A 13,742-nucleotide genomic window follows, 5' to 3' on the forward strand; every position below is an offset into this window, starting at 1 on the left:
AAAATAATAAAAAGTTATTTCCGTAAAATTTTTTGAGCTGTAAGGGCTCAAAATTTTCCAGAATAACTTTTTAACTTACACAGTTAGTGAGATACTACCTAAAAACAGCTCCTTTTTATATTTTATTTTCCCACAGATTTCTCAGATGGGCACTGATGATTGCGATCATTGTAAATGCTTATGAAGTTAGAAAATTTCAAACTCATACTCGTTATCTTCTATCTTTCATTACATCACTTTTCTGGTAAGCGTCAATCTTTTGATAAGAATCATTTTTCTCTTTTTCTTTTTTATCGGAAATCAGAATTCCAAACAGGTGATCGATTTCATGCTGAAAAATAACGGCTGTAAATCCTTCTACTATTTCTGAGTATTTCTGTCCTTTCAAATCCACATATTCCAACTGTATGACCTTACTGCGGTAAAACTGATCTCTAAACTCAGGAATAGACAGATCACCTTCAGGACCTAAATTCTGCAGATCAGACTTCCATACAATCACGGGATTGATAAAATATTCCAGCGGAGCTCCTTCTTTATCAAAACGCTGTACCCAGATAATTTTCCTGTTGATTCCCACCTGCGGTGCTGCAATTCCCACTCCACCATCTGTTGAAAGAAGAGATTCTTTCATTCTTTTGACCAGGACAGCCATATTCGGATCAAGAGGGTCCGCTTCTGAAGAAATGCTCAATAACGTTTTATGTTGGCCGGCATCTGTTGTCTGATAGATAGGTAGCGCCGCATTGATATCTCCCTGGCTAATAATTGAAATCTCATGAGAAGTGAGCTTCTGGGCATTGAACAGTGTGATAAAGAAGATCAGCAGGATGGGTAATTTTTTCATGTTTTCTGAATATTATACAAAGGTAAATATTGGAATCATAAAAATAGTTATTCATCTATCATTTTAAGTTTTGACTGAAGCCCATGGAGGGTGATATAAAAAATAAACGGGCCAAAGCCCGTTGCTATTGAATATCTGCAATTCAAAAATATTTAATTTGTGACAAAGATTTGCTCAGTCAGCACAATCTGTGAGGGCATCATTAAAAAGTTTTAGTCATATCCCCGGGAATAATCAGATTAAAATCCGTTGGGACATACTCTTTGGCTGGAACTTTCAGTTCCGGATCTTCAGATTCGAAAACAGAGATTACCGCCATTTTCAGATGAGGATTTTTCTGTTTGATATACCAATAGATTCCACCGAATTCTTTACTGTGATAGTTTCCGTTGTAATGGATAAATGTCTTTCCGGTTTTGAAATTGTCAAGGATAGATTCTGCCATGGTCGCATCTTTTGTCGCCTGGGCAGAGATAAAATTCATCACTTTAGTCCCTTCTGCATGATCTCCCATCATGGCTTTCATTTCAGGATATCCCGGAGTGTCCAGAGTCACTTTAATGGGAAGCCTGGCAATGTATGTTTTCTCTTTTTCGGTAAGCTTATTTAAGGATTCAAGACCTTCCTTTGCAGTCTGCGAGGCATATCTTCTTGGGATATTTGTCGCGATGAAATTCAGCTTTTTATCTTTGGCAAAATCAACCAAAGGCTTATAATCCGTTGCATAATTATTCCATAAACGGGCTGAATCTTTTAATGTTTTGGCATCCAGTTTTCCGTTTAAATATTGGTTAAGCTGTGACTGGTTATCTCTTTCAAACATTTCAGCGCCCAGGATAAGCTGTCCGTTCTTTTTTTCATACAGTGCTTCTGTAATTTTGAGCTGCAGCCAGTGATTGATGGAACTGTTATGGTTTTCCCCGAAAAAAACCACATCGTAATCTGCCAGTTCCTTCACCAGTTTATCGGTTGACACCTCCTTTCCTTTTTTATCATAAAACTGAAAGGCTTTAAGATTCTGGGCATTCAATGAGCAGAATCCCGCCAGCAGCATCACTATGAAAATATTCTTCATTTTATATATGTATTAATTTAAATAATCCCAAATTACACAAATCTCATCATACACTCCTGTATAAAAGCAGGTTCGATCATGAGATCATGGGATTTCCATCTTTTACCATAAAAAAGACCGCTCTGCATTTTACAAACAAAACGGTCTGGTTCAAATTATCTAATTATTATTGTTCTAATGCTGCTACAAGATCCTTCCACTCCTGAAGCTCAGGAATTCCTGGTTTTCTTTTTCCAAAGAACTGAACGATAAAGTCACCTTCTTTGTTGAATACTTCAATCGCGGTAACTTCTCCGTCTTCCGTCGGTTTTTTAACGATCCATGCTTCAGCAATTTTCGTTACATCCAGGTGCAAATTAAAATCAGGATCCATTATATTGAACCACTGCTGATGCCAAAGTGTTTTCTTCACATTTCCGGTGTGAATTTGGATAATCCCTCTGTTGCCTACAAAAACCATGATCGGGGTATTCTTTTCGGATGCATCTTCAAGAATGTTTACCACTTTAGCATTGTCTATTTTTTTAGCAAATCCTTCCGGAGCCAGCCTTAAAGCCTGCGTTCTGCTTACGCCATATTTTCTGGTCATCATGAAGAAATCATGGGTATCTTTTAATTCTGTCCATGCTTTCTTGAATCCTTCCACATCTATTTCTGCATCAGGTTTTTCTGCCTGTTTTGGAGCTGCTGCCTCAAAGGTAAAAGCCTGATTTTGATCTTCATCTTTAAATTTTTCTACAATCGCATCAAAAGCTTCTTCATTGCTGTTTTTTGTCAGGTAGATTTTGTGTAATGCCAATCCGTCTTTCCCAAAAAACTGAAGGCTTTTCTTATCTCCTTCTACGACTGCAAAGGCAAATCTCCAGTGATTAAGGAAAATTCTAAGGTCGATATCTTCGCCCACGAAAAGCTGCGCGTGAGGACTGCTAAAATCACCATTCTGATACGTTCCCTTTCTTTCATGAACACATTCATCATTACGGGTAAGAGCCATTACTTTTCCCAGTTGTTCTGCTTCTGTAAGGATCCCCGGGAAATCGGCCTTTAGAACCGTTACTCCTTCTCCTACATTGGTAAGCAACAGTTCAGCTTCGCTTACTCCCAGCTGTTCAGCAGCATTTCTTATTCTTACATGAGGGTTTTCTGCTTTCAAGGCTTCCCATTTTTCCTTTAGATCATTCACTAATATGCTCATTATTTTACTTTTTTATGGTTAAAACTGTATAAATTCTTTGTATTGTTTCGTCTCCTGTTTTACTTTTGATCTGCTCTTCTTTTTCAGAAGTTTTCATTCTCTTAAAATGACTTTTGGAAATCAATTCTTCCATGTCACTGTTATTATAGAGGGTAAAGTCGTACGCTGTAAACGGAAGTTTCTCCATGAAGTCCTTTTGTGCAAACGTAAGGACAAATGTTCCGTCATCTTTAAGAACCCTGTAAATTTCGTTGAGAAAGGCTGCAGGATCTTTCCAGAAATACACGGTATTGACCGTGAAAATCTTATCAAAAGATCCATCCTCAAAAGGCAGCTCCATTCCGTCATAGAGTATAAAATCTGCCTGACTTTCGAAGTCCTTATTGATTCTTCTGGCTTCAGTATACATTGTTTCAGAGATATCAATTCCGGTATATTTCAGGTTGGTTGCCAGATGTATCAGGCTTTTCACATGGCCTGCATTTCCGTGTCCTATTTCAAGGATGCGTTCATCATCTTCTATCAGTAGGGTTCTGATGCTTTCGAGAGTCATGCCAATATTGGTGGCATTCATCATTTCCCCTATTTCTATGCCTTTTTCTCCCTGGGGATTGGCAAGATTCTGTGCAAGGGTTTTGAGTTCTTCTTTTTCCATGGTTATCCAAAAATGATCATTGGGTTATTGGTAATGGGATGTTCGCAGATGGTACAGGGAAAGTTATACGCATGGCTGATATTTTCTGCAGTAAAAACCTCTTCCGGAGTTCCGTAGGCAGAAACTTTTCCTGATTTCATAAGCAAGATCTTATCTGCAAACTGTGCCGCGAGGTTCAGGTCATGCAAAACAACAATGGCACTATTGGCTTTTTGGGTGAATTTTTTGATAATTTCCAGCGCTTTATATTGATGTTTAATATCCAGATTATTCAAAGGCTCGTCCAGAAAGACCAGTTTGTGGGTGATCTCGTTCTGTAGCTGAGCCATCACTCTGGAAAGATGTACTCTTTGTTTTTCACCGCCGGAAAGGGTATTGTACTCTCGTTCTTTGAGGTGAAAAATATCTGTTTCGTACATCATATTGTTCATAGCTTCAAAGTCTTCTTTTCCCGGTTGGGCATCAAAGTAAGGGTATCTTCCCATCATTACAACGTCCTTCACTTCCAGAGGAATATCGTTGCTGTTATGCTGGGAAAATTTTGCCTTATGTTTCGACAGCTCTTTGACATTCCAATCATAAATCGGCTTGTCTTTAAATAAAACCTTTTGTTTCGCTATTTTCACTTCATCCGCCAACACACTCAGCAGACTGGATTTTCCCGCTCCGTTGGGTCCCACGATTGCCAAAAACTCACCATATTCCAGAGAGACATCTACACCCTCTAAAATATGAAATTCTTTATGTTTATAATTGATCTGGTGTGCCTTGATCATTACAGTGATTTTTTAAATTTAACCAAAATAGCGATAAAGATCGGTCCGCCCATCAGTGCAGTCAGAATTCCGATAGGCAATTCGGACGGCGCCACAATGCTTCTACTGAAAGTATCAGCCGTCAGCAGTAAAATACTTCCACAGACTGCAGACAAAGGCAGGATAAACGTATAATTGGATTTGAACAGCAGTCTTAAAATATAAGGGACAATAAGACCCACAAAACCAATTGTTCCTGAAAATGCCACACAGGTTCCTACCATCAAAGCTACAACAATAATGATCTGCTTTTTCAGTCTTTCTACATTGATTCCCAAATGCTGGGCATCTTTCTCGCCCAGCATCATTGCATTAAGCGCTTTACCTTTGGGCAGCAAAATAATATAGGCGATAGCCAAAACGATGGCAAGGATGATATTCTTCGTCCATGTTGCGGCTGCCAGGCTTCCCAGATTCCAGAATGTAAGATCCCTGAGCTGCTCATCTTTTGAAATATAGATCAGGAAACCGGTAATGGAAAAACCGATTGCCGTGATCGCCACGCCTGTTAACAACATCATTACGACATTGGTTTTTCCACCACTTGTTGAAATCCTGTATACCAGCATCATGGATAGGAAAGACCCGATAAACGCGGCGATTCCTACCAGAGAAAACTGTACCGCTTCAGGAAGATACTGTTTGAAGTGCCCTCCTAAAACAATTGCAATTGCCGCCAGCAAGGTAGCTCCTGAGGTAAGCCCTATCAAATCCCCTGTCGCCAGCGGATTTTTAAAAAGCCCCTGCAGACTTGTTCCAGAAACCGCCAGCATACTTCCTATTAAAATAGCCATAATAATTCTGGCTGCCCTCACGTCCCAAACCACATATTTATCACTTAAAGATAAATCCGGATCCCCCTGTATTACTTTTCCTAAAACTTCAAACGCGGATTTACCATTAAAATCGTAAACTCCTGTATTAACAGACCATACTGCTATGATGGCAAGCAGTATGGTTGTTATGGTCATGTAAAAGTATAATTTACTTTGTGCTTTCAACTAATAATTTGTTTAATCCTACTGCTGCTTCTCCTAGTCTCGGCCCAAAACCTGAAACCAATCCTCCATCCATGGCGATGATCTTCTTATTTTTCCCTGCATTGGTCTGGGAAACGCCCGGCATTTTCAGGGCTCCTTCATTTCCTCCTGCTCCCTGTAATCCGGTTTCGAAAAAGAAAAGAACATCAGGATTTGCTTTTACAACCGCTTCTGGTGTCAATGGTTTGAAATCCTCAAAATCATTCACTGCATTTTCCCCTCCTGCAAGGTTGATAAGAGCAGACATTGGTGTATTTTTACCGGATACCATCAGCATATTTCCTCTGGCATAGATGAATAATACTTTGGGCTTTTTGGCGATGGGCTGTACCTGTTTCAGATCGGCATCAATCTTATCATTCAGTGCCTGATAATTGGTATTTCCAAGCGCTTTGGCAACATCTGCAATTAATTTTTTAGTTCCGTCCACAGTATATTCCTGCTTGAAAACCTCAGCCTGGATTCCTGAAGATTTGATTTTACCCAAGAGTTCAGGATTGATATCTTTATCAGAAGCCAGGATCAACGTAGGGCTAACCGCCATGATCGGCTCGATGGTCATAGATCGTACGTGGCCAAGATCCTTTGCTGTAGCCTTCAATGATGCAGGGTATGTGCTGGTCACATCTGTTCCTACGATTTCCTTTTCGTGTCCCAGGGCTGTTACGATTTCTGTAATACCTCCACTTAAGGTTACGATTTTATGATTGCTTTTAGGTGCTTCAGATGAAGCTTCCGTTGTATTTTCTTTTGTAGAGCCTTCTGCTTTTTTGCATGAGTAAACTGCGATAAGAACAGAGGCTGCAAGAATGAATTTTTTCATAGTAGGTTGTTTAAAGTTGATCATCACCTGTTTCAATGGTGAATACTCGATATACAGTTATTATATTTTATAAGGGATCGAATACAAAATTAGGATAGCCACGCTCGCCATCTACATTCTTCATTTTATTAAACCTCAGCTTAAAGTAAAACCCGTTGGCATCTTTTATCACAAAGAAGCGGTCTGAATAAACAAATGCACCTTGTACCTCTACAGTTCCTGTTGTGGTTCTCCATTTGTCGCCTATCGCTCTCTGATCGTTGGAAATAAACTTAGTGGCATCAATATCACTCAGTTTGAAATTTTTATACGCCTGATCCAGACTTCCCGTCACATTCACCTGATAAGCACTTACCCCGGCAGCAGTATTGGTAATGACAAAATCTGCATAAAAATAGCTTCCCGCGCTCGAGGTCCCCATAAATACCTCATTGGTAAAAGTGGTGAACGCGATATCCCATTTCTTTTTCTCCGGCTGGATTTTAACGGTGCTTCCTGAATTGAAACTGAAAAAGCTAAAGTTATAAGCAGCATCTTTGGTAATGATGTATTCTTTATAATCGGTATCGTTAAGATCTGCGTAGCGTATTTTATACCCGTTCGGAGCTCTTAGAATCTGAATTTTTTTCCATCCTCTTATATCTCCTGACAAAGAAACTGATCCCGGTGGAATATTTGAATTGGCATCCAGTTTTCTCCCCAGATTAAGAAGATACACAGGATTGTCAGCATCATTCTCCTTTACCGGCTCAATTCCAGTCGTCTGGGTAAGAAAATTACCTGTAGGATTATCAATATACTGCAATACGGATGCACCAAAAGGTCCTACCTGAACCTCATTCATAAGATTTTGAACATCCGACTGCTTGACACTGTTTATTTGGGTAGCATTGGGAATTTTAGCAACAGCCATTGCAATGGAACCGTTGAGAATAACCCGGTATTCATCCCCTGAATAAAATCCTAAATCCCAATCAGTTCTTAGATTAACGGTTTGGTTAAGTTTTTTGGTTTCAGGGTTCATATCGCTTAGATCAAGCCAAACCTGGTTGGGCTGTCTTGCTCCCCCCACTCCAGGGTCCACAACAGAGCCTGTAATAGGAGGCACCGCCACCGGATCTTCATCAGCTGAAAGGCATGACTGTGCAGCGGTAAGAATGAACAGAAATGAAAATATGCTTAAATACTTCATGATATATTTCTTTTAGAATTGATACATTAATCTTGCAAAATAGCTTCTTCCGTAATACAGATTCAGACGGTCCGATCCGGCAGTATGAGCATTGCCTACATTGGCTGTACTGTTTATAGAAGTCACATCAAAAATATTTTTAACTCCTACAGACAGTTCAAAACGGTCTTTCCAGAATGGCTGGCTCACAATAAAGTCCATCATATGAAACCCGTCGGTTTTTCCAATCTTGAACGTTTCATTTTCCAACACATAAAGTCTCCCCGGACCTGTATATTTATAATAAAGATTAAATGCGGTATTAACGTTTTTCAATTTATAAGAAACATTCGCGCCTGCCTGAAAATTATATTGGAAATCTGTCGGAGAAGTTGCGTCTATATCAAATCTGGAAACAGAAATTCCATTCAGTGAGGTTCTTACCCCCAATGAGAACTGATCTTTAACGATATTGGCATTGGCTGCAAACAAAAGACTTCTGTATTTATCCATATTCATATATTTATAAGTAGAAGGCTTTTTGACCATAATCAATTCTATCTTATCCTTTAGATCCACATACAGTGCTTCCAGGTTATAATTCAGCTTCCATCCGTTGCCTATTGAAAAGCCCTGATCCCAGAAAAGCCCCAGAGAATACCCGTTTTCGGGGTTCAAATCCGGATTCCCCTGGATATCATGATTCAGATTGACAAAGAAAGTATATAGCTCGTCATAGGTAGGATAACGGTTAGCGGTTCCGAATACCCCTCTCAGGTTAGAATTCTCTGAAGTTTTCCATCTTGTGGAAAGCGAGTAGTTGAACTGGTTATTGAATTGCTCACTCACCGTTAACCTTGCTCCCGGTCTCACTGAAAATTGATCAGAAATATTCCATTCTGCAGAAAGGAATGTACCATAGGTAAAGATTTTTCTCTTGGTACTTGCTTCAAAGAAATCTCCGGCAATAAGTGAAGCATACCCATTGGTATGGTCTAGCTCATAGCCCAGCTGGAAATCAAATTTTTTGCTGTCCAGAAAGTTACTGAACATCCCTCTGGAGTAGATAACGTCTGTTTTATAATAGGAATTTTCCGGCTTTTCACTCACCCTGAACCTGTTCGGAACATCATAGGTATAATCAAAATATCTTCGGTCCTGTTTCTGGTATGAGAAGTCTCCCATATACCGGATATGCCCCAGGTTGGTTTGAATATTGAACTGGTGAAGCCATCTGTCTGTATTGTATTCACGGTCCGTAGCCCAATAGGTAGCACCTCCGTTTCCATCATTCAGAGCTTCCGGAGTAGAGATCGGGTTATAGAAATTAAACTTTTCGTTTAAATAAGATATCTTATAAAAAAATGAGGTTTTATTTTTGGAATATCTGATCAATGCATTGGCTTCATACTGGTCTTTAGGATTCCATTCATATCCGCGCAACGGGATTTTTTCATCACCAAAGTGCTTGTACCCTTTTTTGTTTCCTTCATAACCCATAAACTGGTTATGATTGAAACTGATGTTGGTGAACCAATGATCATTAATGTTGTATCCGATATTTACATTCTGAATATGTCTTCCTTTCCCCCTTTTCTTAAGGTCGTAGCCATCTCTCACGGTTTCTTCCTGCAATGCGGCCCTGATGCTGAGTTTCTTGCTGCTATTTTTCTTCGTAATGATATTGATCACTCCTGCAAGTGCTCCGTTTCCGTATTCAACGCCCATACTTCCCTTTACCACTTCGATTCGTTCAATATTACTCAAACTGATTTTAGTAAGATCAATATTGCTTCCTAATCCTGTATCTCCTACCACAGGGATATTATCAATCAGGATTTTCACATAGTCGCCACCAAGTCCCATAATATTCGCTGTAGAATTTCCGGAATTGGTGTCTGGGGTGATTTGTATATTAAGGGTTTGATTAAGGACGTCAGCAGCATTGGTCGCTGCCATATTTTTGATCTGCTGTTCATCAATCACTTCTACTTTGTAAATAGATTTATCAATTGACTTTTGCATATACTGGCCCGTAATGACAACTTCTTCAATTTTCTGTTGATTAAGAGAATCCCTTTCTTGTGCATTCATCCAAAAGGCAAAGGATAATGACAGAACGGAAAGCACTTGCTTCTTCATAGGGGTACAAATTTTCGACAAATATAAAACTTTATTTAGAATCATTAAAAATAAATGAGTATTTTTGTGGAATAATTCTAAATAAAGATAATCCTATGAAATTAAAATTACTTTTAGGAAGTTTGATATTTACAGCATTTACAGCCAATGCACAACTTGCTGCTATCAATGAAAATTTTGATAATTTCACGTCAGGAAATACTACTTTTCCTCAATCTGGCTGGTCTGCGGTCGTAGCACCTATGGTGATGGGAACAGCACCATTTCCGGTTCCGCCAAGAATGATTGTGACCACTACCGCTGATAAAGCCGTTCAGTCTTATTCGGGAACGAATGCTACGGGTTCGTCTTATCTGATTACTCCGCAGATCCAGACTCCTGCAGGAAATAAAACATTATCGTTTGTCACTACGCTGGTAAGTCCTTCTCCAGGGCCCGGAACTATTCAGGTAGGAGTAGCATCCAGCACTACTGATATGTCTACTTTCATTCCGGTTGGAAATCCAATCACAGTAGCTACCGTAGGAGAAATTAAGAATATAAGTCTCCCTATTCCGGCGACGGCAGGTTCTTATCTGGTATTTAAATTTACTCCATCTGCCGAGCACGTTGCCGTTCAGATTGATAATGTAGTGTATGACACATCCCCAAATCTGGGAACAAATGATCATACCATCGGTTCCAAAGATGAACTGAAGTTCACGGTGAGTGCGGATAACAACACGTTGATCTTTGCGGCCAAAAAAGATCCTAGAAAGATTCAGATCTATTCCTCAGGAGGTCAGAGAGCAGCTGAAGGAAAATTGAACAGACAAAATTTTGATATTACCCATCTTCAGAAAGGCGTATATTTTATGTTAATTGAAACTGCTGAAGGAAAAACAGTACAATCAAAATTCATCAAAAAATAAGGTTTATTAGACTATTTTTGACCTTTCATAAAGCCGGTGGGAACTCTTCTTTCCGGCTTTTTTGTTAACCTTATACACTCGGAGAAAATAAAAACACGATAAAAATCATGTTTTTATTTAGAATGATTAAAAATAATTATATACTTTTGTGGAATCATTCTAAATAAGGATTTAAAAAATAAGTTATGAAAACAAAACTATTATTGGCTTCTGTGCTGGCTTTATCTGTTCAGCAAACGGTTCTGGCACAGACGGATGCATTGGGGTACTCCCAGGTTAATATGTCGATGGGTAGCGGTTATCAGAACCGTGTGTTTGTAAACCTGGCAGATGGAAACATGGTTTCTCAGCCGGCCAATACCTGGGACATTGCTTTTTACAGAAATTCAATCTATGCGTCTGGTACAAGAATTAATGATGCTCTGGACATTAAGGTGTATACGGCATCTACTACCCTTGCAGACTGGGATAACATCAATATCAGTAATGAAGCCTCATGGGGAGCTCCTTTATACAATCCTGACCAGACGACAGATTTGAGCCAGGGAGCTTTTGAGCAAGGGCCTGTGACTTCAACCAATCCTAATATTCCTTCAACAGGCTGGGGAGTTTATAATCCAATTAATCATCACATTGAGGGCAAGGCCATTTTTGTTTTAAAATATCCTTCAGGAACTTATGTCAAGTTTGCCATTGAAGATGCATTTGCGGGTTATACCTTTAAATATTCCAAGTGGAATGGCAGCGCATGGGAACCTACAGAAACAAGAACAATTGCCAACGGAACAGATGATGCTTACTTCAATTATTTCTCCTTTACAACAGGGGCAAAAGTTCCGAATCTGGAACCTTCAAGAAGTACCTGGGATCTGATGTTCACAAAATACTACACGTTCTATATGGGGTATCAGATGTATCCGCTTTCGGGTGCAATCCAAAATCCAAATATTAAGATTGCCATGGTACAGCCGGAAGTTCAGGCAAGTGCAACGTATACAATTCCTGCTACAACAAGCTTTTCATCCAAGATCACTACTGTAGGCCATTCGTGGAAAGGAATCGGAAACGTGTACAGCGACGTGGTTTATTACATTAAAAAAGGAAATGATTACTACAGAATGTACTTCATCACCAATGGAGGTGCTACGACGGGAGATATGTATTTCAAATATAAAAAACTGGATGGAACTCTGGGAATTACTGAGGTAGGCAAAAAAGCCGCTTTTGGAATCTATCCTAACCCTACTGCTGCTGATAAAAAAGTAACTGTTCTTTTTGATGTAAAAGAAAGAGCCAATAACAAAGGCAGCGTGGAAGTATACGATCTTACCGGTAAAAAAGTATATGCTGCAGAACTTACCAATCAGGCAGGATTCTATCAGCAGGATATGAACCTCTCTCACCTGACTTCAGGAAACTATATGGTGAAAATCACTTATGGTGGACAAACGGAAACGAAAAAGCTTATTGTGAAATAAGCCATTTATTTTAATACTTTCTATTTTTTCTAATAAAGAGGCGGTTTCAGCGTGATGAAGCCGCCTTTTATTTTCGGGATCTAATAAATTTTAAATCCTTTGTACACTTCAGTAGAACTTTCCATCATTTTGGAGGCATCTTTACGGAAATCCAGCAAGTGATCCTGTCCGTTGTGTCTGTTGTGGTGATCCACACTCTCCCAAAGCTCGATGAGGAAAAATGTTCCTTTATTATCCTTATCTTCAATAAGGTCGTACTGCAGGCAGCCTTCTTCTTTTCTTGTTTCTTTCACAAGGTTCTGGAACAGCTCTACCGCCTCCATCAGGTAATTTTCATTAAACTTAAAAAGTGCAATGATATGTAAGTTCATGCGTTAATATTTAGTGACGTAAAAGTAAAATATTTTCAAAACCGAATATGTTTTTAATGCTTTTATTTTTCCACACGTAAGGTAATTTTTAGCTAAAAACTGATTTATAAATAGTTATAGAACTCATTACAATGACCAGGATGCCAATAAAGACAAACATTTTCTTTACAGGAAGCTTTGCGGTAAGCATCGCTGAGAACGGAGCAGTAATAATTCCGCCGATCAACAGTCCAAGAATGATATTCCAGTGCTGAATGCCCAGGGTAAAGAAAAACGTGATGGCCGCAGTAATCGTCAGGATAAACTTTGCTACGGTAGAGCTTCCGACTGCAAATCTAGGGGTAAAAGCATTTTTAATTAAGGTACCAGTCACCAGGGGCCCCCAACCTCCGCCAGCAAAAGAATCTATAAAACCTCCGATTACACCGAGTCTTGTCAGGTTTGTTTTCCTTTTAAGAGCTTTGCTCTGCTTTTCTTTAAAGGCATTGGATAAGATCTGGAATCCCAGATATAAAGTATAAAAAGCAATGATTGTTTTGGTGATCTTTGCATAGTATTCTCCTAAGTAAGTGAGACTGACCGCTCCGATTACCGCTCCGATTACTGCCGGAACGGCTAATTTTTTGACAAGGCTCTTGCTCACATTTCTCAGTCTGATATGACTGATGCTTCCGGCAGCTGTGGTAAAGCTTTCTGCAGAATGAATACTGGCACTCACGATATGGGGCGGAATATTCAGGAACATGAGCGTCGTTGTGCAGATAACGCCATAGCCCATCCCCATCGATCCTGCTACAATTTCAGCAAAGACCCCTACCAAAAGCATCCAGTAAAAGATATAATGGTCTTTGGCCAGAATACTGAAAAGTTCATCCAGATACCCCAGTTCATACATTGAAAAAACAACAATCAGTGCAATAGCTATCGTGGCCAATAGTACATTGAGCCTTACCTGGATTTTTCTTGAAATTACCATATTGAGATCGTTAAAGCTGTTCCTGCAGTAGCATGGGTTCTATAAAAATCAGTATTATTTCCGGTGTCCGCCCAATTCCGGAAACCACAGGCGGAGAACTTGTTATGGACTGACAACACAACCATTGGTTTCCCTGTAAAAAAGGAAACAGCCAGGAACCGTATAGCATCTGAATCTTCTTTTGAAATCATAATGTATTCATTTGAAGTCCAGCAAATATCTGATAAAATTATTATCCTACCA

14 protein-coding genes are annotated in these 13,742 nt (G+C 39.4%); 2 read left to right on the top strand and 12 right to left on the bottom strand.

Annotation, left to right across the window (positions count from 1 at the left end; genetic code table 11):
* Positions 1-211 precede the first annotated feature (211 nt).
* The 9 genes from DRF67_RS09340 to DRF67_RS09380 all read right to left on the bottom strand — a co-directional run bounded on the left by DRF67_RS09340 (position 212) and on the right by DRF67_RS09380 (position 9,763).
* On the bottom strand, positions 212-847 hold the full coding sequence (locus tag DRF67_RS09340) for a peptide deformylase (RefSeq protein WP_115928037.1): 636 nt from the start codon (positions 845-847) through the stop codon (positions 212-214).
* A gap of 202 nt (positions 848-1,049) precedes the next feature.
* The gene (locus DRF67_RS09345; RefSeq protein WP_115928038.1) at positions 1,050-1,922 is read right to left on the bottom strand and encodes a ChaN family lipoprotein; all 873 of its coding nucleotides are present in this window, start codon (positions 1,920-1,922) and stop codon (positions 1,050-1,052) included.
* Between the two features lie 166 nt (positions 1,923-2,088).
* Positions 2,089-3,117, bottom strand: coding sequence for a hemin-degrading factor (locus DRF67_RS09350; protein ID WP_115928039.1), 1,029 nt, complete (start codon positions 3,115-3,117; stop codon positions 2,089-2,091).
* A gap of 4 nt (positions 3,118-3,121) precedes the next feature.
* Entirely contained in the window at positions 3,122-3,772 is a 651-nt protein-coding gene (locus DRF67_RS09355) for a class I SAM-dependent methyltransferase (RefSeq protein WP_115928040.1), read from the bottom strand.
* Between the two features lie 2 nt (positions 3,773-3,774).
* Complete coding sequence (locus DRF67_RS09360) at positions 3,775-4,548, bottom strand: heme ABC transporter ATP-binding protein (RefSeq protein WP_115928041.1); 774 nt, start codon at positions 4,546-4,548, stop codon at positions 3,775-3,777.
* The gene (locus DRF67_RS09365; protein ID WP_115928042.1) at positions 4,548-5,588 is read right to left on the bottom strand and encodes a FecCD family ABC transporter permease; all 1,041 of its coding nucleotides are present in this window, start codon (positions 5,586-5,588) and stop codon (positions 4,548-4,550) included. The genes DRF67_RS09360 and DRF67_RS09365 overlap by 1 nt, the downstream gene beginning before the upstream one ends.
* Entirely contained in the window at positions 5,572-6,450 is an 879-nt protein-coding gene (locus tag DRF67_RS09370) for a heme/hemin ABC transporter substrate-binding protein (RefSeq protein WP_115928043.1), read from the bottom strand. Before DRF67_RS09370 ends, DRF67_RS09365 begins: the two co-directional genes overlap by 17 nt.
* 67 nt (positions 6,451-6,517) lie before the next feature.
* Positions 6,518-7,642, bottom strand: coding sequence for an HmuY family protein (locus DRF67_RS09375; RefSeq protein ID WP_115928044.1), 1,125 nt, complete (start codon positions 7,640-7,642; stop codon positions 6,518-6,520).
* A gap of 12 nt (positions 7,643-7,654) precedes the next feature.
* The gene (locus tag DRF67_RS09380) at positions 7,655-9,763 is read right to left on the bottom strand and encodes a TonB-dependent receptor plug domain-containing protein (protein WP_115928045.1); all 2,109 of its coding nucleotides are present in this window, start codon (positions 9,761-9,763) and stop codon (positions 7,655-7,657) included.
* 95 nt (positions 9,764-9,858) lie between these two features.
* Between DRF67_RS09380 and DRF67_RS09385 the strand changes: the two genes are divergently transcribed.
* Both DRF67_RS09385 and DRF67_RS09390 read left to right on the top strand, forming a co-directional pair.
* Positions 9,859-10,674, top strand: coding sequence for a T9SS-dependent choice-of-anchor J family protein (locus DRF67_RS09385; RefSeq protein ID WP_115928046.1), 816 nt, complete (start codon positions 9,859-9,861; stop codon positions 10,672-10,674).
* Positions 10,675-10,859: 185 nt separating this feature from the next.
* Positions 10,860-12,152, top strand: coding sequence for a T9SS type A sorting domain-containing protein (locus DRF67_RS09390; protein ID WP_115928047.1), 1,293 nt, complete (start codon positions 10,860-10,862; stop codon positions 12,150-12,152).
* Positions 12,153-12,232: 80 nt separating this feature from the next.
* Here the strand turns inward: DRF67_RS09390 and DRF67_RS09395 are convergent, their stop codons facing one another.
* The 3 genes from DRF67_RS09395 to DRF67_RS09405 all read right to left on the bottom strand — a co-directional run bounded on the left by DRF67_RS09395 (position 12,233) and on the right by DRF67_RS09405 (position 13,690).
* Positions 12,233-12,523: a putative quinol monooxygenase gene (locus tag DRF67_RS09395; protein WP_115928048.1), complete on the bottom strand. Its 291-nt coding sequence runs from the start codon at positions 12,521-12,523 to the stop codon at positions 12,233-12,235.
* An 88-nt stretch (positions 12,524-12,611) separates the two neighbouring features.
* The gene (locus DRF67_RS09400) at positions 12,612-13,499 is read right to left on the bottom strand and encodes a sulfite exporter TauE/SafE family protein (protein WP_115928049.1); all 888 of its coding nucleotides are present in this window, start codon (positions 13,497-13,499) and stop codon (positions 12,612-12,614) included.
* The gene (locus DRF67_RS09405) at positions 13,493-13,690 is read right to left on the bottom strand and encodes a hypothetical protein (protein ID WP_115928050.1); all 198 of its coding nucleotides are present in this window, start codon (positions 13,688-13,690) and stop codon (positions 13,493-13,495) included. The genes DRF67_RS09400 and DRF67_RS09405 overlap by 7 nt, the downstream gene beginning before the upstream one ends.
* Positions 13,691-13,742 lie beyond the last annotated feature (52 nt).

Source organism: Chryseobacterium pennipullorum (assembly GCF_003384725.1).
Lineage (GTDB): Bacteria > Bacteroidota > Bacteroidia > Flavobacteriales > Weeksellaceae > Chryseobacterium > Chryseobacterium pennipullorum.

Coding starts and splice junctions, on each gene's coding strand:
- DRF67_RS09355 (WP_115928040.1), bottom strand. CDS start 3,772: ATGGAAAAAGAAGAACTCAAAACCCTTGCACAGAATCTTGCCAATCCC.
- DRF67_RS09405 (WP_115928050.1), bottom strand. CDS start 13,690: ATGATTTCAAAAGAAGATTCAGATGCTATACGGTTCCTGGCTGTTTCC.
- DRF67_RS09400 (WP_115928049.1), bottom strand. CDS start 13,499: ATGGTAATTTCAAGAAAAATCCAGGTAAGGCTCAATGTACTATTGGCC.
- DRF67_RS09360 (WP_115928041.1), bottom strand. CDS start 4,548: ATGATCAAGGCACACCAGATCAATTATAAACATAAAGAATTTCATATT.
- DRF67_RS09345 (WP_115928038.1), bottom strand. CDS start 1,922: ATGAAGAATATTTTCATAGTGATGCTGCTGGCGGGATTCTGCTCATTG.
- DRF67_RS09375 (WP_115928044.1), bottom strand. CDS start 7,642: ATGAAGTATTTAAGCATATTTTCATTTCTGTTCATTCTTACCGCTGCA.
- DRF67_RS09370 (WP_115928043.1), bottom strand. CDS start 6,450: ATGAAAAAATTCATTCTTGCAGCCTCTGTTCTTATCGCAGTTTACTCA.
- DRF67_RS09395 (WP_115928048.1), bottom strand. CDS start 12,523: ATGAACTTACATATCATTGCACTTTTTAAGTTTAATGAAAATTACCTG.
- DRF67_RS09385 (WP_115928046.1), top strand. CDS start 9,859: ATGAAATTAAAATTACTTTTAGGAAGTTTGATATTTACAGCATTTACA.
- DRF67_RS09340 (WP_115928037.1), bottom strand. CDS start 847: ATGAAAAAATTACCCATCCTGCTGATCTTCTTTATCACACTGTTCAAT.
- DRF67_RS09390 (WP_115928047.1), top strand. CDS start 10,860: ATGAAAACAAAACTATTATTGGCTTCTGTGCTGGCTTTATCTGTTCAG.
- DRF67_RS09350 (WP_115928039.1), bottom strand. CDS start 3,117: ATGAGCATATTAGTGAATGATCTAAAGGAAAAATGGGAAGCCTTGAAA.
- DRF67_RS09380 (WP_115928045.1), bottom strand. CDS start 9,763: ATGAAGAAGCAAGTGCTTTCCGTTCTGTCATTATCCTTTGCCTTTTGG.